The organism is Blattabacterium sp. (Blaberus giganteus), assembly GCF_000262715.1.
In the GTDB taxonomy this organism is placed as follows: Bacteria; Bacteroidota; Bacteroidia; order Flavobacteriales; family Blattabacteriaceae; genus Blattabacterium.
Map to the genome: position 1 here is coordinate 19417 of NC_017924.1, position 25602 is coordinate 45018.

General features: G+C 23.2%; 20 protein-coding genes and 3 tRNA genes. 19 read left to right on the forward strand and 4 right to left on the reverse strand.

What is annotated here, in order from left to right:
- Window positions 1-4: 4 nt before the first annotated feature.
- The 5 genes from BGIGA_RS00075 to BGIGA_RS00095 are packed head-to-tail and all read left to right on the forward strand — an operon-like array spanning window position 5 to window position 5781.
- The gene (locus BGIGA_RS00075; RefSeq protein ID WP_014726346.1) at window positions 5-388 is read left to right on the forward strand and encodes a Rid family detoxifying hydrolase; all 384 of its coding nucleotides are present in this window, start codon (window positions 5-7) and stop codon (window positions 386-388) included.
- 30 nt (window positions 389-418) lie between these two features.
- Window positions 419-2062 (forward strand): OstA-like protein, encoded by a 1644-nt coding sequence (locus tag BGIGA_RS00080; RefSeq protein ID WP_014726347.1) that lies wholly within the window; start codon window positions 419-421, stop codon window positions 2060-2062.
- A 16-nt stretch (window positions 2063-2078) separates the two neighbouring features.
- A complete protein-coding gene (locus tag BGIGA_RS00085) occupies window positions 2079-3266 on the forward strand; it encodes an aspartate aminotransferase family protein (RefSeq protein ID WP_014726348.1) in 1188 nt (395 codons plus the stop codon).
- A 15-nt stretch (window positions 3267-3281) separates the two neighbouring features.
- The gene (truA, locus tag BGIGA_RS00090; RefSeq protein WP_014726349.1) at window positions 3282-4049 is read left to right on the forward strand and encodes a tRNA pseudouridine(38-40) synthase TruA; all 768 of its coding nucleotides are present in this window, start codon (window positions 3282-3284) and stop codon (window positions 4047-4049) included.
- Window positions 4030-5781, forward strand: a complete 1752-nt coding sequence (locus BGIGA_RS00095; protein WP_014726350.1) for an ABC transporter ATP-binding protein — start codon at window positions 4030-4032, stop codon at window positions 5779-5781. The genes truA and BGIGA_RS00095 overlap by 20 nt, the downstream gene beginning before the upstream one ends.
- Here BGIGA_RS00095 and BGIGA_RS00100 read toward each other — a convergent pair.
- Window positions 5778-7040 carry a peptidylprolyl isomerase gene (locus BGIGA_RS00100; protein WP_014726351.1) on the reverse strand — a complete coding sequence of 421 codons (1263 nt, stop codon included), beginning with the start codon at window positions 7038-7040 and terminating at the stop codon, window positions 5778-5780. The two genes, BGIGA_RS00095 and BGIGA_RS00100, sit on opposite strands and share 4 nt — an antisense overlap.
- A 65-nt stretch (window positions 7041-7105) precedes the next feature.
- On the opposite strand from BGIGA_RS00100, the gene lptB reads away from it, so the two are divergent.
- Window positions 7106-7846: an LPS export ABC transporter ATP-binding protein gene (lptB, locus tag BGIGA_RS00105; RefSeq protein WP_014726352.1), complete on the forward strand. Its 741-nt coding sequence runs from the start codon at window positions 7106-7108 to the stop codon at window positions 7844-7846.
- Window positions 7843-8475 (forward strand): thiamine diphosphokinase, encoded by a 633-nt coding sequence (locus tag BGIGA_RS00110; RefSeq protein ID WP_014726353.1) that lies wholly within the window; start codon window positions 7843-7845, stop codon window positions 8473-8475. Before lptB ends, BGIGA_RS00110 begins: the two co-directional genes overlap by 4 nt.
- Window positions 8476-8479: 4 nt before the next feature.
- Here the strand turns inward: BGIGA_RS00110 and mdh are convergent, their stop codons facing one another.
- Window positions 8480-9397 carry a malate dehydrogenase gene (gene mdh / locus BGIGA_RS00115; RefSeq protein WP_014726354.1) on the reverse strand — a complete coding sequence of 306 codons (918 nt, stop codon included), beginning with the start codon at window positions 9395-9397 and terminating at the stop codon, window positions 8480-8482.
- A gap of 59 nt (window positions 9398-9456) precedes the next feature.
- Here mdh and gcvP point away from each other — a divergent pair, with 59 nt between their 5' ends.
- A complete protein-coding gene (gcvP, locus tag BGIGA_RS00120) occupies window positions 9457-12336 on the forward strand; it encodes an aminomethyl-transferring glycine dehydrogenase (protein WP_014726355.1) in 2880 nt (959 codons plus the stop codon).
- 15 nt (window positions 12337-12351) lie between these two features.
- Here the strand turns inward: gcvP and tsaD are convergent, their stop codons facing one another.
- Window positions 12352-13383, reverse strand: a complete 1032-nt coding sequence (gene tsaD / locus BGIGA_RS00125; RefSeq protein WP_014726356.1) for a tRNA (adenosine(37)-N6)-threonylcarbamoyltransferase complex transferase subunit TsaD — start codon at window positions 13381-13383, stop codon at window positions 12352-12354.
- 24 nt (window positions 13384-13407) lie between these two features.
- On the opposite strand from tsaD, the gene BGIGA_RS00130 reads away from it, so the two are divergent.
- From BGIGA_RS00130 to BGIGA_RS00155, 6 genes are all read left to right on the forward strand, one after another.
- The gene (locus tag BGIGA_RS00130) at window positions 13408-17271 is read left to right on the forward strand and encodes a translocation/assembly module TamB domain-containing protein (RefSeq protein WP_014726357.1); all 3864 of its coding nucleotides are present in this window, start codon (window positions 13408-13410) and stop codon (window positions 17269-17271) included.
- 221 nt (window positions 17272-17492) lie between these two features.
- Entirely contained in the window at window positions 17493-18035 is a 543-nt protein-coding gene (locus BGIGA_RS00135; protein WP_014726358.1) for an Lrp/AsnC family transcriptional regulator, read from the forward strand.
- Window positions 18036-18138: 103 nt separating this feature from the next.
- Window positions 18139-20172 (forward strand): HD family phosphohydrolase, encoded by a 2034-nt coding sequence (locus BGIGA_RS00140; protein ID WP_014726359.1) that lies wholly within the window; start codon window positions 18139-18141, stop codon window positions 20170-20172.
- Between the two features lie 80 nt (window positions 20173-20252).
- Window positions 20253-20337, forward strand: a tRNA-Ser gene (locus BGIGA_RS00145).
- Window positions 20338-20357: 20 nt separating this feature from the next.
- Window positions 20358-20432: transfer RNA gene (locus tag BGIGA_RS00150), tRNA-Pro, on the forward strand.
- Window positions 20433-20434: 2 nt separating this feature from the next.
- A tRNA-Arg gene (locus tag BGIGA_RS00155) sits at window positions 20435-20508 on the forward strand.
- Here BGIGA_RS00155 and clpP read toward each other — a convergent pair.
- Window positions 20506-21180 carry an ATP-dependent Clp endopeptidase proteolytic subunit ClpP gene (gene clpP / locus BGIGA_RS00160; protein WP_014726360.1) on the reverse strand — a complete coding sequence of 225 codons (675 nt, stop codon included), beginning with the start codon at window positions 21178-21180 and terminating at the stop codon, window positions 20506-20508. The two genes, BGIGA_RS00155 and clpP, sit on opposite strands and share 3 nt — an antisense overlap.
- A gap of 117 nt (window positions 21181-21297) precedes the next feature.
- Between clpP and BGIGA_RS00165 the strand changes: the two genes are divergently transcribed.
- The 5 genes from BGIGA_RS00165 to BGIGA_RS00185 all read left to right on the forward strand — a co-directional run bounded on the left by BGIGA_RS00165 (window position 21298) and on the right by BGIGA_RS00185 (window position 25595).
- The gene (locus BGIGA_RS00165) at window positions 21298-22758 is read left to right on the forward strand and encodes a lipopolysaccharide biosynthesis protein (RefSeq protein WP_014726361.1); all 1461 of its coding nucleotides are present in this window, start codon (window positions 21298-21300) and stop codon (window positions 22756-22758) included.
- A gap of 9 nt (window positions 22759-22767) precedes the next feature.
- Window positions 22768-23148, forward strand: a complete 381-nt coding sequence (locus BGIGA_RS00170; RefSeq protein ID WP_014726362.1) for a hypothetical protein — start codon at window positions 22768-22770, stop codon at window positions 23146-23148.
- 9 nt (window positions 23149-23157) lie between these two features.
- Window positions 23158-24174 (forward strand): sugar phosphate nucleotidyltransferase, encoded by a 1017-nt coding sequence (locus BGIGA_RS00175; protein ID WP_014726363.1) that lies wholly within the window; start codon window positions 23158-23160, stop codon window positions 24172-24174.
- A gap of 41 nt (window positions 24175-24215) precedes the next feature.
- On the forward strand, window positions 24216-24419 hold the full coding sequence (locus BGIGA_RS00180; protein ID WP_014726364.1) for a twin-arginine translocase TatA/TatE family subunit: 204 nt from the start codon (window positions 24216-24218) through the stop codon (window positions 24417-24419).
- 78 nt (window positions 24420-24497) lie between these two features.
- The gene (locus tag BGIGA_RS00185) at window positions 24498-25595 is read left to right on the forward strand and encodes a lytic transglycosylase domain-containing protein (RefSeq protein WP_014726365.1); all 1098 of its coding nucleotides are present in this window, start codon (window positions 24498-24500) and stop codon (window positions 25593-25595) included.
- Window positions 25596-25602 lie beyond the last annotated feature (7 nt).

Sequence of the window (25602 nt, forward strand, 5' to 3'; positions counted from 1 at the left end):
AATCATGATACCAAAAAAATTTTCAATAGAAAAAATTCCATCTTATGGACCATATAATACATGTGTTCTTGTTGCAGGTTTTTTATTTATTTCTGGACAAATAGCTGTAGATGAAAAAAAAGAAATGCTAATATCAGGGAATATAGAAATAGAAACAAAAAAAGTTATGGAAAATATAAAAATTATTCTTTCAGAAAATGGAATAGGATTTTCAAATGTTGTAAAGACTTCTATTTTTATAACAGACATAAGTTTTATTTCTAGAATAAATAATGTGTATTCCAAATTTTTTCATGAAGGAAATTATCCTGCTAGAGAAACTATACAAGTTTCTGCTCTTCCAAAAAATGCTAATATTGAAATATCCTTAATAGCATATAAAAATTAATTATTTTAATAATTTATTGTGAAATATGTAATGTTAATTTTTATTTTTATTTTTTTTTTAAAAGGATTTTCTTCTACTTCTAATGAAGTAAAAAAAATTGTACAAATCGTTCATGCTGATATAATACGAAACAATAATAATCATGATCAAACTTTTGTTTTAATAGGAAACGTTCATTTAAAATATGATAAGTATCATCTTTTTTGTGATAAGGTTATATATAATAAAAAAAATAATAAATATTATGGATATGGAAATGTGAGATTAGAGTCAAAAAAAACTAAAATAGTATCTAAAAATATAACAGGTAATTTTTTTGATTTTCAATTATCAGGTAAGGTAATTCTGTATCAAAAAAAAATAAAATTAACAGCGGAAATTATTAATTATAATTTTCAAAAAAAATCACTTCAAGCTATCAATAATGTTGTCCTATTTTTTGATAAAACCAAATTAACTACTAATATATTAGAATATAATTTTATACTAAATCAAATTTTTTTACAAAAAAATAGCATTATATATTATGGAAATTATACTATATATAGTAAAAAAGGTTTTTTTTATTTTAATAAAAAAAAGATAGAATTAAAACATGAAATTAAATTGATTAGCAAAAATTATACTGCATATGCCAATACGTTAGAATATCTGTTGGAACAAAATCAAGTAAATTTTCGTGACACCGTGATTATAGTGCAAAATACAAATCTTAATAATTTTATTTATGCTAAAAAAGCACTATTCTCATTTAATAAAAAAATATTTTTATTTAAAAATTATGTAAGTATTTATTATAATGGAAAAATTGTGAGAGGAGAATATTTATTTTTTGATCACAAAAAAAAGTATGGATTTATTAAAAATGTTTTGTTTGAAGATTCAAAAAGAAAATATTTTTTGATGAGTGGACATGGAAAATTTGATTTTCATTCTGGATCCTTAATTTTCGAAAAAAATCCGAAAATTATAAAAATATTAAAAAAAAATAATTCTGTTTTCATTTATTCAAACATTTTAAAAATAAATATAAAAAAGGACTATACATATTCGATTCAAGCTTTTTCTGTAAAAAGTTTTTTATTGAATGAATCTATTCAAGGAAAATGTGATTCTTTTAATTATGAATCTTCAAATGATTATGTTCAATTTGATGGAAATCCCATATTTTGGTTTCAAAATAAACAAATTACTGGAAAAATCATATATATACATTTTGAAAAGGAAAATAATGATATTTTGAAATATATAAAAATTGTTAAAAATGCTTTTTATATAGAAAAAATAAACTCAAAAGAGTTTAATCATATAGAAGGAGATATTATGACTGGATTTTTTAACAAAGAAAATATTTTAGAAAAAATAATAATTAAAGAAAATATTAACAGTATTATTTTTTTTAATAAAATAATTAATAAATTATCCTGTGGTGTTCTATCTATAGATTTAGATAAATTAAATAAAATAAAAAAAATCTCTTGCATAGGAGAAGCATATTCAGAATTAATTCCTATTCATAAAAAAAGTCCTAAGGAACTCCTTTATTTTCATAAATTTTGGAAAGAAAAAGATAAACCGAAAAATGATAAAAAACTTTTTATATATAAAGAAATAAACAAATATAAAAAAGAAAGTTTATTAGAAAAAAAACAAATTAAAATTATGGTTAAATAGAATAAAATCCTTCTTTATGAAAGAATTAGAAAAGGACTTTCTTCAATATCAAACTCAAATCAATCCATCTCCCATGAATATCATAGTCAATCACGCGGAAGGAAGCTATATTTATGGAAAAGATGGTAAAAAATATTTAGATTTTGTAGCAGGAATTTCCGTAAATGTATTAGGACATGGAAATAAAAAAATAAAAGAAGCTATAAAAAAACAAGTAGATAAATATCTACATACCATGGTATATGGAGAATTTATACAAAATCCTAGTGTGATGCTTTGTAAAAAAATATCAGAAAATATTCCATATCCACTAACTACTACTTATTTAGTTAATTCTGGAACAGAAGCTGTAGAAGGAGCTTTAAAATTAGCTAAATGTTATACTGGAAGAGAAGAAATTATATCCTGTAAATGGTCTTATCATGGAAATACTCATGGCTCCATGAGTGTTATGGGTAATGAAAATTATAAAAGGTCTTTTAGACCTTTGTTACCTTTAATTAAATTTATCACATTTAATCATGTAGAAGAATTAATTAATTCTATTACAAACAAAACTGCTTGTATTATTTTAGAAACAATTCAATGTTCTGCTGGAATTATATTACCTAATATTTCTTTTTTAAAAGAAGTAAGAAAACAATGTAATTTAAAGAAAGCTTTAATGATCCTTGACGAAATCCAAACTGGATTTGGAAGAACAGGAAAACTTTTTGCATTTGAACATTATGGAGTCATTCCTGATATATTAATAATGGGAAAAGGAATGGGAGGAGGAATGCCTATCAGTGGTTTTGTCTCTTCTAGAAAAATTATGAAAACTTTTCGTGATATTACTCCTTTAGGACATTTAACTACTTTTGGTGGAAATGCTGTTTCTGCTTCTGCTTCTTTAGCTACTTTAAATCAACTTATTAATTCCAATATAATGGAACAAGTATCTGTGAAAGAAAAATGGATTAGAGAATATTTGGTTCATAATAAAATTAAAAATATTCATGGAAAAGGTCTTATTTTATCTTTTGAATTAAAAAATAAAGAGACAGTAGAAAAAGTTTTTAAAAATTGTATAAAAAAAGGATTAATATTATTTCGTTTTTTATTTCATAACAATTCTTTACGTATATCTCCTCCATTAACAATTACAAAAAAGGAAATCCAAAAAGGATGTTCTATTATTCTAGAAAGTTTAAATAAACTTTAAAAAAAAATAATATAAATGAGATTTTTCATTGAATTAGCTTATAATGGAAAACATTTTTTTGGATGGCAAATTCAAAAAAAAGTAAGTACAGTAGAAGAAGAATTAGAATATTGTTTATCAAAATTATTGAAAACATCTATAAATGTTGTAGGGGCTAGTAGAACAGATAAAGGAGTTCATGCTAAACAAATGTTTGCTCATTTTGATTATGAAAGAAAAATTAAAAATAATTTCGTAGATAGATTAAATGTTTTTTTACCTAAATCTATTAAAGTATTCAATATTTTTCCAGTAAAAAAAAATATTCATGCAAGATTTGATGCTATAAAACGAACATATAAATATTATTTAACGCGCGAAAAAAATCCATTTAATGAAGATTTATCTTGGTACTGTTTTTATCCACTCAATATTCAAACAATGAATATAGCTTCAAAAAAACTCATGGAGTATAAGGATTTTAGTTCTTTTTGTAAAAAAAAAAAAAAAAGAAAAAATGAAGAAGAAAACAATATATGTCAAATTTATCATGCAAGTTGGTCTGAGAATAATAACATTTTATGCTTTACAATTGAAGCTAATCGATTTTTAAGATCGATGGTTAGAGCTATTATAGGGAGGCTTATTGATGTAGGAAGAAATAAAATCAGCATAAATGAATTTGTAAAAATTATAGAATTAAGAGATTCTAATTTTTGCAAATTTATAGTCCCTGCATGTGGTTTGTTTCTAACTAATATTCTCTATACAGAAGAGATTTTTTATGAAAAAAAATTGGAATAAACAAAATTCATCTTTAAAACAGCTTATTATAATTAGTTTAAATTATAAACTTATATTAATATCAACGATTACAACTTCTATATTAATTTCTTTTATTTCAGCTTATCGTCCTAAGTTAATACAAAAAGCTATAGATACTCATATTCTTTACAAAGATTTTTTAGGATTGAAAAATATATTAATATTAATCAGCATACTTCTTTTTTTAGAAAGTATATTTCATTTTATTTTATTATATCTATCTAATGTATTAGCACAAAATGTAATTGAAAAAATTAGAATTCTTTTATTTGAAAAATTATTACATTTTAAAAATTCTTTTTTTAATAAAACTCCAATAGGAAAATTAGTATCTTATTCTGTATCAGATATAGAAACCATAACTGTAATATTTAATGATGGAATCTTGCTTGTTTCTGGAGATGTTTTTAGGATTATTATGATTATTATTATGATGTATACAGTTCATCAAAAACTATCTTTTATAGTTTCCCTAACTATTCCTTTTATGTATATCATAACTCGTTTTTTTCAAAAAACGTTAAAAAAAACGTTTCGTGAAGAACGGATTCAAACCTCACGTTTAAATAGTTTTTTACAAGAAAATATTATAGGAATGTCTATTATTCAACTTTTTCATAAGGAGAAAGAAGAATATTTAAAATTTAAATCTATTAATCATAAATTAATGAATGCTCATTTTAAAACCATCTTTTATTTTTCTATTTTTTTTCCTATAGTAGAAATAATTTCTGCTGTAACAATAAGTATTATCATATTTTATGGAGGATTTCATGCAATTGAAATAGGAAATGTTAAACCGGGACAAATTATTGCTTTTATTTTTTTTATTTATCTTCTTTTTCGTCCTATGCGACAAATAGCTGATAGATTTAATATAATACAAAGAGGAATAGCTGGTATTGAACGTATATTTTCTATATTAAATTCTAAAGAATTTATTATTAATAGAGGGAATTTACGTTTCAAAAAGTTAAAAGGACATATTGTATTTAATAATGTTTATTTTTCTTATATAGATAATGAAATGGTATTGAATGGAATTTCTTTTGAAATTAACCCAGGGGAAAAAGTAGCAATAGTAGGATCAACAGGTTCTGGGAAATCTACAATCACTCATTTAATTTCTAGATTGTATGAAATAAAAAAAGGAAATATTCGGATTGATGGACATTTAATTCAAGATATTGAACTGAAAAATTTAAGATCTCATATAAGAGTGGTTACACAAGAAACTTTTTTGTTTAATGATTCGATTATTAATAATATTACTTTAGGAAATCCATCTATTAGTCTTGATCAAATAGAAAACATGGCAAAAAAAATAGGAATCCATAATTTTATTACATCTTTACCTAACGGGTATAAATTCATAGTAAAAGAAAGAGGAAATTTACTTTCTATTGGAGAAAAACAATTGATTTCTTTTTTAAGAGTTCAAATGCATCCTTATTCTGTACTTATATTAGACGAAGCAACTGCTTCATTAAACAATGAATTAGAAAAAATGATCTATCATGCCACAGATATTTTAACTAAACATAAAACTTCTATCATCATCACTCATCGTCTTTCTACATTAGAAAATGCGGATAAGATATTGGCTATTGATAAAGGATGTATTGTAGAAAAAGGAACTCATAAAGAATTGATTCAATTAAATGGATATTATTCCGGATTATATAAAGAATCTTTGAACAAAAAAAATTAACAATTCATCTTTTTTGCATAATAAGTCTTTTTTAATATTTCCTTTGCCCAATTTTTTACTTTATCTTTTTTTTTAATGTCTATTACAAAATTTTTGAGTATTGAATAATTTTTTTCAAAAGAAACAGGTTGGGATGGAATTTCATCTAATAATTTAAATATAACAAATGCTTCTTTTCCGTTTATAATTTCTTTGTAAGGATAAGTAATTTTTCCTTTTTTTAAAAGAATAAATGCTTTTTTCATATTTTTTGATAGTTGATTTTCATCAATCCAAATTTTATTCTGCACTATTACATTTACTATTTTATTTTGACTTAATAAATTAGGTATTTGATCTATATTTATTTTGTGACTGATAATACGTTTTCTAAAAAATTCTGCAAATGATTTTGTTTTGTATAATTCATATTTAGAATATTTAGGTTTGATTAAAATGTGTTTAAAATCAATATCATTTTTCCTTTTTTTTTCCATCTTTATAAGATGAAATCCTAAATCTGTTTCGAAAGGTTCAGACATTTCTCCTTCTTTTAAGGATAAAACTAAATGTGCAAATTTTTTTGATAGATCGTTGATTTTTATATCCTTTACAAAACCACCCTGTAATGCAGAAGCTTCATCTTCAGAATATAAAATAGCTTTGATATAAAAATCAGTATCAGAATGTATTTCTTTTTTGATTTTATTCAAAAAACCAATTATTTTTTTTTTGTTAGTTTGACTTAATTTAGGATAAAAAATTATATAAGAAATACATATTTTTTTTGGGTAGTAAGGAATTTTATTCTGTTTTTTTAACAAAAAATATTTTACTTCTTCTGGAGAAGTTTCCACCTCTTTTGTAATTTTATTGTAGTATTTTTCTATATACTGTTGATTTATAATTTTTTCAGTTATTTCTTTTAAAAAATTTTTATTTTCTAATTGTGTTAAAAATTCTTCTCGATTAACATATTTTTTTTTCATTTCTGATATAAACATTTGAGTTCTTAATTCTAACTCTCGATCATTGATTTGTATGCTTTTATCTTTTTTTGCATAATAAAGCATAAATCTTTGAATCAAAAAATCATTTATAATATCAGGATTGCACAACGATTTTTTATCATCAAGGTTCCCAATTTCAGAATCTAAAATGATATCATTTCCAATTATTACAGAAATACCACTAAGTTTTTCTAAACTAGAAGAATATAAAAAATCAACATATAAAAATGCAACAAAAAAACATTTTATAATTATAATAAAGTTTTTCATCACATACAAATATTCATATTTTTTTATTAAATAAAAAAATAAAAAAAAATTTTAAAAATTAATTTATGACTTTAAAAGTCAAAAATATATATAAAAAATATAAAAATAAATATGTAGTCGAAAATGTTTCACTTCAATTAAATAAAGGTGAAATAGTAGGATTAATAGGGCCTAATGGGGCAGGAAAAACAACTTCTTTTTACATGATTATAGGATTAATTAAACCAGATAGAGGAAAAATATTTCTTTTTAACCAGGATATTACATCAAATCCAATGTATCAACGTTCTAAAAAAGGAATAGGATATCTAGCTCAAGAACCATCTATATTTAGAAAATTATCTGTAAAAGATAATATTTTATGCATATTAGAAATGCAAAAAATACCGGATCAAAAAAGAAAAAAAATAGCAGAAAAACTTATTGAAGAATTAGGATTACAAAAAATCATAAATCATCGGGGAGATATTATTTCTGGGGGAGAACGAAGACGTACCGAAATTGCTAGATGTTTAGCTATAAATCCTAAATTTATTTTTTTAGATGAGCCTTTTTCTGGGATAGATCCAATAGCTATAGAAGATTTACAAAAAATAATTCTTTCTCTAAAGAAGAGAAATATAGGTCTATTAATTACAGATCATAATGTGCAAGAAATTTTTTCAATAACAGATCGTATTTATTTAATGTTTAATGGTAAAATTATTAAATATGGATCCACCGAAGAAATTATGCAAGATCCTGTTGTAAAAAAAATTTATTTAGGGAATCGAATCATAAATTTTAATAATTACAATAAAAAATGAATCATCGATTTTATGGTCCGGAAGTGGGATTATTTCTTAATGGAGAAACTCCTCCTTTCTTGGAAAAAAAATTTTCTTTTTATAAAAAGATTTTTGCAGTGGATGGAGCTTTTTATTATTTAAATAGATATGGTATTTCAGTAGATTATGTTATTGGAGATTTTGATTCTCTTTCTATTTCAAAAAAGGATGTTCCTTTAGAAACTCTTTTATTAAAAACTTATGATCAAAGATATACTGATTTTGATAAAGCTTTAAATATTATTTATCATAAAGGATTTTTAAACATAAATGTTTGGGGAGCAAGTGGAATGGAACAAGATCATTTTTTGGGAAATTTATCAACAGCTTTAAAATATAAAAAAAAATTATCTATCATATTTCATGACAAACATCATTTCTATTTTTTTTCTGATAAAAAAACTTCTTTTTACCATAAAAAAAATAAAAAAGTATCTTTATTTCCATTTCCTAAAGTAGAAGGATTATATACCTATGGACTCAAATATTCTATAAAGAAAGGATTATTAAAAATAGGAAAAAATATAGGCATAAGAAATGAAGCTTACAGTCAGAGAATAGAAATTAATTACAAAAAAGGAGAATTGTTAATATTTATAGAAAGATAAAATTTTATAGTTTTTTGATCATATTTTTTACATGAAAAGCTGATCTTTTCAAAAGATTGTTTTCTTTTTGATTCAATTGTAGTTCTACAATTTTTTCTATTCCATTATTTCCTAAAATAACTGGAACTCCTAAACACATATCTTTCAATCCATATTGTCCTTTTAAAAAAACCGAACACGGAAAAATACGTTTAGAATCTTTTAAAATCGCTTCTACTATTTTTACAACAGATGCACTAGGAGCCATCCAAGCAGATGTGCCTAAAAAATTTACTATTTCTTCTCCTCCTTTTTTTGTTTTTTCAATAATTACATTATTATCTTCTTCTGATAAGAATTCTTTTATGGGAATTCCTGATACAGAAGTATATCTATATAAAGGAACCATTGTGTCCCCATGACCTCCTAATAATAAAGATTGTATATCAATAGGAGAAACATTTAATTTTTTTGATAAAAAAAAACGATATCTAGTAGAATCTAATATTCCGGCCATTCCAATGATACGAGAAGAATCCACTTTAGCCGTTATATAACTTACATACGTCATAACATCTAATGGATTGGATACAATGATCAATTTAGCTTTTGGAGAAAAGAAAATAGATTTTTCAGTTACAGAACGAATGATTTTTGCATTAGTTTTTACAAGATCATCTCTGCTCATTCCAGGTTTTCTCGGAATTCCACAAGTAATAATAATGATTTCCGAATTTTTGGATTTGGAATAATCATTGGAAATTCCAATAATTTCAGTATTTGATTGAATCATAGGAAGCATTTGAGATATGTCTAAACTTTTTCCTTCTGAAAGTTTTTCTATAATATCCAACAAAACAATTTTTTTGACTATATCTTTCTGAGCTAATAAACTAGCACAAGAAGCACCCACATTTCCTGCTCCAATAATAGTTACTTTCATTTTATTTTTATTTTAATAGCTAAATTTGTAATGTAATAAAGATAAACACAATTTCTATTATGAAAGAGGGTTCCGTTAAAAAATTCTATTATAGACATATAGGACCGTCTAGTCACGAAATCCGTAATATGTTAAAAAAATTAAAATATTCTTCTATTAAGGATTTTATAAATAAAACTATTCCAAAAGAAATACGTTTAAAAAAAAAATTAAATCTTCCTAAATCTATTTCTGAATATCAATATTTAAATCACATTTATAGAATAAGCAAAAAAAACAAAATTTATCGTTCTTATATAGGATTGGGATACAAAAATACCATAACTCCAAGTGTTATTCAAAGAAATATTCTGGAAAATCCTAGTTGGTATACTCCTTATACCCCTTATCAATCAGAAATATCTCAAGGACGTTTAGAAGCTTTAATTAATTTTCAAACTATGATTTCAGATATAACCGGAATGAAAATCAGTAATGCTTCTATGTTAGATGAATCCACCGCTGCAGCTGATGCGATGTTCATGATTTATCAAGAAAAAATCAAAAAAAAACAAATAGATAATAATTATCATTTTTTTATTTCTAATGAAATACTTCCACAAACTTTTTCTGTTTTAAAAACAAGATGTTTTGGATTGGGGATACATGTCATATATGACAGTCACAAAAATTTAAAAAAAAAATATGAAAATGAAAAAATATTTGGATTAATAATATCTTATCCTTCTAGCTTAGGAGAAATATACGATTACAGTGACACAATTGAATATGCAAAACGTCATAAAATCTCAGTAATAGTTTCTACAGATCTTTTATCTTTATCTTTGTTAAAACCTCCTGGGGAGTGGGGGGCAGATGTTGTTGTTGGATCCAGTCAATCTTTTGGTATTCCTATGGGATTTGGTGGGCCTCATGCCGCTTTTTTTTCTACTCATGAACGATATAAACGTTTTCTTCCTGGAAGAATTGTTGGAATATCTGTGGATAAAAAAAATAAAAAAGCTTTTCGTATGGCTTTACAAACAAGAGAGCAACATATCAAAAGAGAAAGAGCAACTTCTAATATTTGTACATCACAAGTACTTCCCGCTATAATGTCTTCTATGTATGCTTTATATCATGGAAAAAATGGATTAATAGAGATCGCAAAATGTATTCATGAATATGCTAAAAAATTAGAATTTTTATTAATAAATAATATAAATTATCTTTTTCAAGTAAATGCTTTTTATTTTGATACTCTAAGAATTAAAACAGATTACGTTAGTAAAATAAAAAAAGTGGCAGAACGTAGAAAAACTAATTTTAGGTATATAAATGAAAATTATTTAACGATTACTCTAGATGAAACAACTAGACAAAAAGATATCAATCATATTTTATCTATTTTTTATGAAGCATATAATCAAGATAAAAAAACGTATAAAAAAACATATAATACGAATATTCATGATAAATTTCCTAGTTTTTTAAAAAGAACTTCTAATTTTTTAGAACATGAAGTTTTTCGTAAATTTTATTCAGAAAATGAGCTAATACGTTATATAAAGAGATTGGAAAAAAAAGATATTTCCTTGACTCATTCCATGATTCCACTTGGATCATGCACTATGAAATTAAATGCTTCTGCGGAGTTATTTTCTTTAAGTCAACATGAATGGAAAAATATTCATCCTTTTGTTCCTGATATACAAGCAATGGGATATCATTTTGTCATTAAAAATTTAAAAAAATATTTGAAAGAAATTACTGGATTTTCTGGAATTTCTTTACAACCAAATTCAGGTGCACAAGGTGAATATGCAGGGCTCATGGTTATAAAACATTATCACAATTCATTACAAGAACATCAAAGGAATATAGCATTAATTCCTTATTCTTCTCATGGAACCAATCCTGCTTCAGCAAATATGGCCGGTATGAAAGTCGTATTAATAAAGACAACCAGTGATGGATCAATTAATAAAAACGATTTATTAAAAAAAGTAAAAGAAAATAAAAATTTATTATCTGTATTCATGATCACTTATCCTTCTACTTACGGAGTATATGAAAAAGATATTAAGGAAATTACAGATATAATTCATGAAAATGGAGGACAAGTTTATATGGATGGAGCAAATATGAATGCTCAAGTAGGATTAATTCAACCAGCATATTTAGGTGTAGATATTTGTCATCTTAATCTTCATAAAACTTTTGCCATTCCTCATGGTGGAGGAGGACCTGGAATGGGTCCTATTTGTGTAGCTTCACATTTAAAACCTTTTTTACCAAATCATCCTTTTCAAAAACAAAAAAAGAACGAAAGAGACAAAAATACATTAACTGTTTCCTCTTCTCCATATGGTTCTTCTTTAATTTTAACAATTTCTTATGCTTATATCCGTCTATTGGGACCAAATGGACTTCGAAAATGTACGGAAATATCTGTGTTAAATGCAAATTACATAAAAGAAAGATTGAAAAAGTTTTATAACATATTGTATGTAGGAGAAGACAACACTGTTGCACATGAATTAATTATAGATTGTAGAATTTTTAAATATATGGAAATAGGAGTTATAGACATAGCAAAAAGAATGATGGATTATGGGTATCACGCTCCCACTATCTCTTTTCCTGTAGAAGGATGTATGATGATAGAGCCAACAGAAAGTGAATCTAAAGAAGAATTAGATCGTTTTATTGAAACTCTTATCAGCATAAGAAAAGAAATTAAAGAGATTGAGGATGGCAAATTTTCTAAAATAAATAATGTATTAAAAAATGCTCCACATAGTATAGATATTTTGACTAAAAATGAATGGATATATCCTTATAGTAGAGAAAAAGCAGCTTATCCTTTACCTTGGATTAAGGACAGAAAATTTTGGCCTCCAATAAATCGTGTTGACGATGGATATGGAGATAGAAACTTAATATGTACATGTATGTAAACAAAAAACGAACAATTAAAATGTTTTAAATTTTGAATATGGTGTAACATGAATAGAGTCAAATAAATTTTTTTCATATTTAAGTAATCCTGTAATGGCGATCATAGCTCCATTGTCAGTGGTGTATTCTTTTTTTAGAATAAAAATTTTACATCTTTTGTCCTTTTTTTCAAAAGACATAAATGTTCGTATAATTTCATAGTTTGCAGAAACTCCTCCTGCTAAAGCTATTCTATAAATTCCAGTTTTTAAAATAGCTTTTTGTACTTTTTCTGAAAGTATTTCAGCTGTGGTTTTTTGTATAGAAGCACAAATATCAGATAAATTTTGTTTTATAAAAAACATATTTTTATTTAACCTTTTTTTTAGAAATCGAATGACATCGCTTTTAAATCCACTAAAACTAAAGTCTAGTCCAGTTACTGTAGGTTTTGAAAAAATAAATTTTTTATTATTTCCATTTTTAGAAAAATATTCTATCATGGGTCCACCTGGATAATCCAATCCCAATGCTCTAGCAATTTTATCTAAAACTTCTCCTACAGAATCATCTAAAGTAGATCCTAATATTTTCATTTTAAAAAAATCATCAACTTGTATAATTTGAGTATGACCTCCACTTATAACTAAACTTAAAAATGGAAATTTTGGATAGGAATTATTAATATTAGCATTTTGTATGAAATGAGAAAGAATGTGTGCTTGTATATGATTTACAGTCAATAAAGGAATTTCTAATCCCATAGAAAATGATTTTGCAAAAGAAGCCCCTACTAATAATGGGCCAATTAATCCTGGTCCTAAAGTAAAAGATACAGCATCAATTTGATTGATAGAAACTTTTGATAATAAAATAGCTTGTTTAACGGCTTTTGTAATATTTAAATCATGCTGTCTTGAAGCTAATTCAGGAACAACTCCTCCATATTTTTTATGAATTTTTTGATGAATAATAATATTAGACAAAACATTTCTATTTCGAATAATAGAAACTCCCGTATCATCACATGATGATTCAATCCCAATAATTATAGGTTTTTTTTTCATTAAAAAATAACAATATATTTGAAAATGAATAATGTTTATTTCCATAAATTTCAAAAAACAAAAATATTTATTTTATTTATTTTGTTAGGATTGTTTTTTTTTATTTTTTATCAAAAACAAGAAATAGAAAAAAAAGCTTCCACATTTTTTTTGAAATTTATTTTAAAAAAAGTAAAGAATCATTTGAATGAAAAAATTATTATAAAACATGCTTCTATTGATTTTTTAAAAAAAGAATTTATTTTTTATAATGTACAAATTTTAGATCATCATCATTTTTCTTTTATTCATTTCCCTAAATGTAAAATATCTATTGATAATTTGCTTTATTTTATTTTTATAAATTCGGGACATTTAAAAATAAAAAATATTTTTATTGAAAATTCTTCTTTTTTTATAAAAAAATATTTTCGAGAAAAAGAAAATAATATTCTTTTTTTTATAAAAAATTTTTTTATTCATAAAAAATTTGGGAAATATAATCTTATTACCTGTACTAAATTAACAATAAATAAATCTTTTCTAAAATATAATAACACAAATTCTAACAATCAATTTCAACATTTTTTTTCTAGTTGTATAAAAAATATTCGAATTGATAATAAAAAAATAAAAGCTTCTATTTTTTCTATAAAATATAAAGGACTCATGAAAGAGAATTCTTTCACAGAAAATAAATTTTATAATTTAATATATCATCATCCTTTAAAATTGGAAATTAACAATTTTTTTATAAAAACACCTAACAGCTATTTGAAGGGGTCTCTAATTTTGTATAAAGACAAAAATATAAATATACGATGTAAAATTTTTGATGGATCAAAATTAGGGTCAGATATAGGAACATTATTTTATAGAAAATGGAATTTTTGTTACAAAGTATTTATTCATGGTTATATTCATGGGGAGTTTAATGATAAAAAAAAAATATTTTCTCTTTACAATATTTTTATAAAAGATTCACAAGAAAACAAATTATTTTCAGATCGAATTCATGTTATTTATGAAAAGAAAAAATGTAAAAAAATCAAGTTTTTTAAAACTTTTATCAAATTTAATACTCATGAAATAATAAAAATAATTTCATATAATTTGAATTACAAATTCAAATTTTCAAGATTCATTTCAGATTTTAAACAATCTATTATCTATAAAGGAAATTTAACCTTATCCTTATCTGGTCATAATTTTTTTAAAGTCAAAGGACTTATAAAATATCGTGATTTTGTAGCCAGAATCTATACTTTTGTTGATTTATTAAATAACCAATATACAGGTAAAATTTCCATAGATAAAAAATATCTTTTCCTTTTGCTTAAAAAAAATAATATTTTTTGTTTTTTGTCAAAAAAAATACCGTTTTCCGATATATGGAACAATACATTATCGGATTTATATATTCTGAATTACAAAGGTAATTTTTCTAAATTTTTTATGTCTCTGTTGTTTTCCCATTCAAAATATAAAATACATTTCACAGGAAAAATACTTCCTTATTTTCAAAAAATATATGTTTCTATATATAATAATAATAGAAAAAACATTAAAATAATGTTTATCAATAATGAAAATCAATTTATTAGAAATATCAGTATAAATATATATGATATAATTATTGGTCGTATTTATGAATGTATAAAATGGAAAAATAAAATTTATGGATTAAAAAATCAAAATATATGTAAAAAAAAAATAAAATATGTAAACTTTAATTTTTTGATTAAAAAATCTTTTTTTGATTTGATCAAACCAATAATACCAAAAAACAAAAATACGTTTTCTGATATTTCTATTTCAGGAGAAAAAAAAGAAAATAAGTTTAAAATGACCTTTTATACAAAAGCAATGCAGTTAAACCAAATTTTTTTTGATAAATTATTTGTAATGGTGGATTCTCATTCTATAGATCAAATACAAATTCATATAGAAAAAATTGTTTTCAAAAAATTTTTTTCAAAAAAAATAAATATATTTGTTTCAAATCAAAAAAATTTTTGGATAATAAATTCTAAGTTTTTTCTAAAATTAAAAAAAGAAGAATACAAAGAGCAAATGCTCAATTTTATATGCAATAAAAAAGGGGATTTTTTAATATTTTATCCTTTATTTTCGAAATTAAACATAAATGGATATGATTGGATGATTGATTCCAATTATCCAAACTTGGGAATGGTGAAAATTGATTTCATCAATCAAAAATATATTATTGATAATATAATTTTTTTATCTGAAAAACAGAAAATTATTATTAATGCAAATTATATTAATAATCAACAGAAAACGTTTCAATTTTATCTAAAAAATGTGCAATTAAAAAAAATTATATTTTACAAAAATATAGATGGTTTTGCAAATGGTTCTTTTTTGTATAAAAGTATATCTAATAAAATAAAACCTAATATTAATATCGTAATTCAAAATTTTTCTATTGGAAAAAAAATTTTAGGAAATTTTTACATTTTTTCTTTTCATAAACATAAAAACAAAAACAATTATGAACTCAATGGAGTTATTAGAAAAAATTCTAATTCTGATGATATTTTAAAAATATCCGGAAATATTATAAATGAATCAAAAAATAAATCCAAACTGAACTTGGATATCATAGTTCAAAATTTTAGAATAGATAATTTTTCTTTTTTTTGGAAAAAAATGAAAAGTGAAGTAAGAGGATTTTTAACTGGTAAAATACAAGTTTTTGGTTATTTAAATGATCTTCATTATTTTGGAAAATTAAAAATTAAAAAATTTGGAATCAAAATTAATTCTGCAAATACAGATTATGAAATTCCAAATACAGCTTATCTCAATGTTATTTCTGAATATTGCATACTATCTACTTCTTCTTTTATAGACACTAAATATAATACTAAAGGATATATTAATGGTTTTTTTTCCCATAAAAACCTTATTAAATGGGATTTAATAAAATTATCTATCAATACAAATAATTTGCTTGTTTTAAACTCTAATGAAAAACAAAATAATTTTTTATTTGGGAGGATATTTACTCATGGAGAAATTCAAATAACAAAAAAAGAAAATAAAATTTGTATTTCTATGAATAATGGAAAAATTTTAAATTCTTCTCATTTATGCATTAACCCTAAAATGTTAAAAAATCATAAAAAAAATGTATCCTATAAATATGATTACAAAGAAAAAGAAGAAAATAATTATTTATTAATAGATATAAAAACTGTCATAGATAAAAATACAAAAGTATCAATATTCTTAAATAAAAATCATTTTATTGAATTTAGAGGAGAAGGAGTTTTTTTTATAGAAAAAACATATAAAAAAAATGTACAAACTAGTGGTAAATATTTTGTAAAAGATGGACTATATCATTTTTATAATAATGAAAAAATACCAATAAAATTAGAAAAAAAATTCAAAATAAAACCAGGAGGATTTATTGTTTGGAAAAACAATTTACATAAATCAAATATTGATTTGATTGTTTATGAAACTAAATACGTATACAATGTTATTGAATATATAGATTTCATCGAAAAACCAGAACATAATGTAATATTTACAGAATTAAGAATTAATATTTATGGTAAAATACAAAGACCTAATATTAACATGGAAATTTTGTTTCCTGGAAGTAATGAAGATATACAAAAAAAATTATCAGAAAAATTAAATTCTTTTGAAGAAAAAACTATGCAGTTTATGTCTATTTTAACATTAGAAAAGTTTTTTTTAAAAAAAGATATTATAAAAAATTTTTTATACTTTTCTATATATGGAAGTATTTTAAAAAAATTAAAAAAATTATATAATAATAAATCTATCAATCATTCTTCTATTTATTTAAATACTAAAAATCATTGTTTCTATAGTTTAATAAAAAAAAATTCAATATATAAAATAAAATGATTTTTTCAATTGCATGTTAATATTAAAAATCAATATGAACTCATGCATATCAACTATGAAATTATTTTCTATTTTTATTTTTATATAGAATATAAATTCCAAAATTTCTTGATAAACAAGAACCTATCTCTTCAAAAGAAAGTTTTGTACCTTGGGATTTTTATTTATTTAATACCTTTAATACCTTTATTCAAAAAAAATAAAAACAAAAATATAAAACAATGATTCTAAGATATAATACAGACGAAATCGACAATACTATTGTAAAAAAATTAAATATAAATGCGAGAACTCCATATACTGAAATTAGTAAACAAATAAGTAAAGAAGTTAAACCATTATCTGTTGGAACAGTTCATGTTAGAGTCAAAAAATTAGAAGATGCAGGAATTATAAAAGGAAGTACTTTAATTATAGGATATGAGTCATTAGGTTTTCATTTAATAGCTTTTGTAGGAATTTTATCGGATTCTCGTGAATCTAAATTAGTAAAAGAAGAATTAAAAAAAATACCGAATATAGTACAATTATATATTACTTCAGGTAAGTACAATTTATTTTGTAGAATTATAGCCAGAGATCCTTCAGATGCAAGAGATGTTATTTCTAAAATAGGAGAAATAAAAGGGGTGCTTAGGACAGAATCTACTATTTGCTTAGAAGAAAGCATAAATGATGAAAATAGATTGTTATCCAACATGTTACAAAAACATAAAACTGCTTATAAATATAAAAAAGAATATAATAAATATAATAAAAGTTAATTGATAATTATTATGATTATCATCATTATACTATGAACTTCTTATTTAAAGAAAAAAAAACTCATCCTTCCGAAAAAATTGTATAAGCTTCAATTTTTAGGTAATGGCTAACTTCTTCAAATTTTATAATAAAAATATTGCATATAAAATTTTAGTTATAATTATTGCAATCTTATTATTGACATTTTTTTTCCCGAAAAAAGAAATTTTTAAATATGAATTTTCAGAAGGAAAAACTTGGTCTTATGGAAATTTATTTTCTCCATTTAATTTTTTAGTTCCAAAAAATAGTCAAGATATAAACCTGGAAATCAAATATTTAAAAAATAATCCAAAAATATTTTGTATTAAAAATGAAGAAATAGTAAGAAATATAAAAAAAAAGATAAAAAAAATTTCATTTATACGAAAAAATAAACATTATTATAATGTTATTTATAGAATAATCAATACGGTATATAAATATGGATATATAGAAAATTATAATAATAATTTTATAAAACAAGAAAATAAAACTTACATAATTTTTTTTAAATATAAAAAAAAATGGATTCCTATTTCATATAAAAAAATTTTTACTCACAGTAAAGTGAGTAAGATTATCGAAAATAATTTTCGTTCGAAAAATTATCGTGCTAATATTTTAAAAAAAATTTTAATAAAGATTATCGTTCCTAATTTATTTTATAGTCAGTATCATACCGATTTTTTTTTTCATAAAAAAATACAATCTATTAAAAAAATTAAATATTCATTTACAAAAGGAGATAATATTATTAATAATCACGATATTATCAATAAAAATAAATTTAAAATTTTATCCTATTTCAAAAAAGAATATGAAAATAAAGTATGGAATCAAAGAAAATATTATGGTCTTGTTATAGGATATTTTTTAATGATAAGCATCATATTCTCTTTATTTATATTATATATTTTTTATTTTGAGAAAAAAATATTTCATAATAACAGAGAAGTTAATTTTTTAGTTATTAATATATTATTAATATCATTAATTACTATTACAATTTTGAAGTATCATTCAAAAATATTATATATAATTCCATTTTGTATACTTCCTATAAGTATACGTGCTTTTTTTAATTTTAATTTGAGCATTTTTATTCATTTAATAACCATTTTATTATTATCCTTAATTACACCAAATAGTTTTGAATTTATTTTTCTTCAAATCACTGCAGGTTTTTTAGTTATGTTGACAAAAAAAAATATCTACAAAATGGCAAATCTATTTATGGCTGCAGTAAAAATAACTATTACTTATACCATTACTTTTAGTTTACTTACTTTAATTCGTGAAGGATCTTTAGTAAAAATTTCTTTATATACTTTTTATTTATTTTTTTTTAGTGGAGTCCTAACTTTATTTGTTCATCCATTAATATTTCTTTTTGAAAAATTATTAAATTTAACTTCAGATATATCATTATTAGAATTATCTGACACAAATACTCCTATATTAAGATTATTATCTCAAAAAGCACCAGGAACACTACAACATGTTTTAACAGTAGCAAATATCGCAGAAGAAGCTGCTGTTGCAATTGAAGCCAATTCTTTACTAGTGAGAATCGGGGCTATTTATCATGATATAGGAAAGATCAAAAATGCTATATTCTTTACTGAGAATCAGTATAATATTATTGATCCTCACGAAAATTTAAGTCCAAAAGAAAGTGCTAAAATTATTTTAGAACATGTATCAATAGGAGTAGAACTTGCAAAAAAATATCATTTACCTGATTCTGTTACTGATTTTATACGGACTCATCATGGAAATAGTGTTGTTCATTATTTTTATGATAAACAAAAAAAAATACATCCAAATATAAAAGTGGATAAAAAACAATTTCAATATTCTGGACCAAAACCATTTTCCAAAGAAACTGCTATTGTGATGATAGCTGATTCTGTAGAAGCGGCTTCAAAAAGTATAAAAAATCCATCTACGAAAGATTTAGAAAATCTAGTAGAAAATATAATAAAAAAACAAAAAATAGAGAATCAATTTTCCAACGCAGATATTACTTTAAAAGAAATAGAAAAAATAAAAGAAGTTCTGAAAAAAAAATTAATGAATATCTATCATACTAGAATAGTATATCCTAATCCATAATTCTATATTATATAGGAATAAATTAAAGGAATTATTTGTTAATTTAATTTAATAGATCTATTTTAGATTTGTCTCTTTTTGGAGAATTGCCGGAGTGGTTAACGGAACAGTTTGCTAAACTGTCGGTATATAAATACCGCGTGGGTTCGAATCCCACATTCTCCGCAAAATAAATCAAAATAAAACGGGGTATAGCGTAGTTTGGTTATCGCGCCTGGTTTGGGACCAGGAGATCGTAGGTTCAAATCCTGCTACCCCGATAGATCACGTAGCTCAAATGGATAGAGCAACTGCCTTCTAAGCAGTAGATTACAGGTTCGAATCCTGTCGTGATCATTTTTTTCTTCCTTCTAATATTTCATCTATCATACCATATTCTTTCGCTTCTACAGAAGTCATCCAATAATCTCTGTCTGAATCTTTTTCTATTTTTTCAATAGGTAATCCTGAATGTTTTGATATAATATCATAAAGTTCTCTTTTTAATTTTAAAATTTCACGGACTGTTATTTCAATATCTGAAGCTTGTCCTTGTGTTCCTCCCATAGGTTGATGAATCATGATTCTAGAATGTTTTAATGCAGATCTTTTATTTTTAACACCTGCACAAAGCAATACAGCTGCCATAGATGCAGCCATTCCAGTACATATAGTTGCAACATCTGGTTCTACGATTTGCATGGTATCATATATACCTAATCCAGCATAAACATCCCCTCCTGGAGAATTAATATATATTTGTATATCCTTTATAGAATCTACAGATTGTAAAAATAATAACTGAGCTTGTACTATATTTGCTACTTGATCTTCTATTGGAGTTCCTAAAAAAATAACTCGATCCATCATTAAACGAGAAAAAACATCCATTTGAGCTACATTTAATTTTCTTTCTTCTACAATATAAGGAGTCATGAACTTAATATATTCATCAATTTTTAAGCTACTAATTCTCTTATGTTTTATGGCATACAGCATAAACTCTTCTGATTTTTTATGATAATCCATTTTTTTTATATATGTTGAAAACTTTATCAAAGTTACTTTCTTCTATGTAAAATTTTTCAAAAAAATTTGTACATAAAAATACAGAAATTATAAACTTTTAAATTTAAAAAATTTACTATGTACAAAAAATTAGCAATACAAACTATTGTCTACTCAATAGGATTCATATTTCCCAGAATTGTTAATTATGCATTTCTAAAATTTTTTACTATTTCTTTTAAAAGAGAAGAATTCTCTCTTTATACAGATATGTATGCATTATCTTTCATGATTATAGGATTTCTTTCTTTTGGATTAGAAAGTACCTATTTTAGATTTTTATATAAAAAAAATTATAATAAAGAAATAGTTTTCTCAACGGGAGTGATAATGCAACTCTTGATAAGTTCTTTTTTTTTCATCATTTCTATAAATTCAATAAAATACATATCCTACATTGCTGGATATCAAAATCATACAGAATATTTTTTAATGTTTTTTTTAATTATATTTTTTGATACAGTTTGTATACTTCCAATGGCTTGGCTTCGCGTAAATGATAAATATTTACAATATTCCGCAATAAATATAATTAATATATTAATACAATCATTTATAATAATATGTTTATTTTTTTGTGAAAATGGGATGGATGGCAGAAAAACTTTCTTTTTTTTCATTTTTAAATGGGTTAATTCTTTTACAGATAAAATCGGTTATATATTTTTTGCAAATATGATCTCTTCTTTAATCAATTTATTTTTAATATTTCCTATTCTTTTAAAAAAAGTAACTATAAGAAAATTTAATAAAATTCTTGCTATAAATATGTTAAATTATGGGGGGCCTATTATGCTAGGAACTATCGCTTTTTCTATTAATGAAAATTTGGATAAAATTTTGATTAAAAGATGTGTTTCAGATGAAATTAATGGATCTTATTCTGCTTGTTATAAAATAGCTACTTTTATGAGTCTGTATATAAGAATGTTTAGATTGGGGATTGAACCTTTTTTTTTTAAAAAATCTAAAGACTCTGATGCAAGATATTATTATGAAGAAATCACTTATATATTTGTTCTATTTGGATTAATTTTTTATGTATTAATATGTGGAAATATTAACATGTTTATGAAATTTTTAATTGATAAAAAATATCATATAGCAATTCCTATTATACCTATAATAATGATGGGAAATCTTTTTCTAGGAGTTTATACTAATTTATCTATATTTTATAAAATTATAGATAAACCTATTATTGGAACTTATATTTCTTTAATCGGAGTATTAATTACTTTTTTATTTAATACTATTTTTATTTTCATTTTTAATAATAGTTTTATGATTCCTGCTTGGGGTACTTTTACATCCTATGGAACTATGCTAATAGTTTTATACATTTGGGGTAAAAAAAAATTTATTAAATTTTGTAACAAAAAAATAAGAAACATCATCATTCATTTTTTATTTGCTATTTTTATCGTTTTTATGATAAAAATAAAAAAAGAAATGGAATTAAATTTATTTTTACAATTTTTATATTTAATAGTTATTTTTCTTTTAGAAAAAAAAAGATTGATTAATTTAATCAAATAAAAGAGAATTATGCGTAAAAAAATATATCAATCCACTTTAATCGCTAATATAGATAAATCTATTTCCATTAATTTTTTGGAAAGAAAATTAATTTCAACAGGTGTTTTTATTAAAATTTTAAAAGAGACTAGATATTCTTTTTTTTTGAAAAAAAAATTTATAGAATCTATTTGTATCATTCATACTACAAAGAATAAAAATAAATTTATTTCATGTAAAGAAATTCAAATTCTTGTAATCAACGTTTTTTTTAAAAATATAATGATAAAACCTCAGGAAAAATTAGGAATATTAGAGATTATTAAAAATGTTAAAAAAATAAAATGGAAAAAATGTTCTTTAAACATCAGCATAAGAGGAAGTAATGGATTTGGAAGTACTGGAATATAATAAAATGATATGAAAATCATAATTCCCATGGCTGGAAAAGGATCTCGTCTTCTTCCACATACTTTAAATACTCCTAAACCATTGATGTCTATTGCAGGAAAAACAATTTTAAGAAGACTAGTGGAAAATTTATACAAAATTATTCAAGTTTTTTCTATACAAGAAATTATTTTTATTATAGGAAATTTTGGAAATCAAGTTGAAAAACAATTAATAAGATTATCCCATGATCTGAGTCTGAATCCTATTATATATTATCAAATTATCCCACTTGGAACGGCCGATGCTTTGTTAAAAGCTAAAAATTCTTTAACAGGAGAACCAATTATTGTTGCTTTTTCTGATTCCTTATTCTATCAGAATTCTTTTGATAAAGAAATTACTCATGATAATATTATATGGACAAAAAAAGTAAAAAATCCTCATTTGTTTGGAATTGTGAAATGTGATTCTTCAGGGGTTATTACTCATTTTATAGAAAAACCAAACAATTATGTATCAAATCTTGCAATTGTGGGTCTTTATTATTTTAAAAATAGTTTGCTTTTAAAAAAAGAATTACAATCTATATTTGATCGTAATATTAAAAATGAAAAAGAATATCAATTAACATCTGTTTTAGAAAATATGAGAATCAAAGGAGAAAAATTCATCAGCAAACAAGTTAAAGAATGGATGGATTTCGGAAATCAAAAAAGAACTATTTATTCCAATTCAAGAATATTGTCCATTGAATCAAAAAATTCAAAATTAATTCATGAAAAAGTGATGATAAAAGATAGTTTGATTATAAAACCTTGTTCAATAGGAAAACATACAAGTATTGAAAATAGTATTATAGGTCCTTACGTTTCAATAGGAAAACATACAAAAGTAAAAAATAGCAATATAAAAAAATCTTTAATTCAAGATTATACAATAATTCAATATGCAAATTTAAATCATTCAATAATAGGGAATCAATCTATCTATATAGGAGAAAAATTCAAGAAAGTAAGTTTAAGTGATTATTCTGTTTATAAATAAATAGAAAATTCATAATTTTTTTTATATTTGATAAAAATTCCATGTATATGGATTTTATTTTCATTTTTTCTATATTAATATTACTTGGGACTTTCGGGACCACAGAAATCGTAGTCATTGTAATTCTTGCACTTTTGTTATTTGGAGGTAAAAAAATTCCAGAGCTAATGAAAGGATTAGGGACTGGATTAAAAGAATTCAAAAAAGCTTCTGAAGAAAAAGATTCAGAATCTGAAAAAGAATAAAAATTTCGCTTTCATTTTACGTTTGTTTATTAGTCCTTTTTTTTCTAAAATTTTAGAAACTAATCAAACTAATAAATAATGGGAACGACAACGATAAGAAATATTATGTTTTTTATGTTCATATTAAAAAGCTTGGTGATTCAATCTGTATCAAAACCATTTTTAGAACAAAAAAATGTGATAAACTTCCATAAGAATATTCGGAATCCAAAATTAGATTTAAATAATATATATCTCGAAAAATTATGGAAAAAAATGTTATGGGGAAAGGAAAAATTTTTATCTGTAAGAAAAATATATCATAATAATAAAAAAAATACTATTATTACCAATATAAAACCTGAAGAACTAAGACAAAGACTTAATTTTCTTAATCAAAAATCTCAAATTAAAATATTAAAATACAATAGTATTGTACATGCTTCCGTAGAAAGTTATCTTCGTATGGGAAAATATATAGGAAAAATCATTTCATTATCAGATTTTTATTTTCCTATGTTTGAAGAAAAACTTGAAAATTATCGTCTTCCAAAAGAATTAAAATATTTAGCTATTATAGAATCAAATTTAAATCCTGTTGTAACTTCTAAAACAGGAGCGCAAGGTATTTGGCAATTTATGCCTGAAACCGGAAAAATATATAATCTTAATGTGAATAATATTTATGATGAAAGAAATGATCCTATTCAATCTACAGAAGCTGCTTGCCGATATTTAAAATTTTTATATAAAAAAATAGGAAACTGGGAATTAGTATTAGCCGCTTATAATGCAGGACCCGGAACTGTAGATAAAATATTACAACGTCATAAAAATAGGAAAAATTTTTGGGAATTATGGGAATCATTTCCGAAAGAAACTCAAAGTTACATTCCAAAGTTTATTGCTATAAATTACATAATGAATTATTACAAGGAACATAATATTTATACACATTATCCTTCACCTTACAAATATAAATATACAGAAACTGCACTCATTCCTATAAAAGAAAAAATTTCATTGAAATTTTTTGCTTATAGTTTAAATATTTCCTATAAAGATTTAATTCTTCTCAATCCAAAATATCTTGTAGACCTCATCCCTTCTGGGAATAAATTAAGACTTCCAAAAAATAAAATTTTACTTTTTAAAAGTAAAGAGGGATTTTTTTCAAAAAAAATCCATAAAAATTAACTGTCAT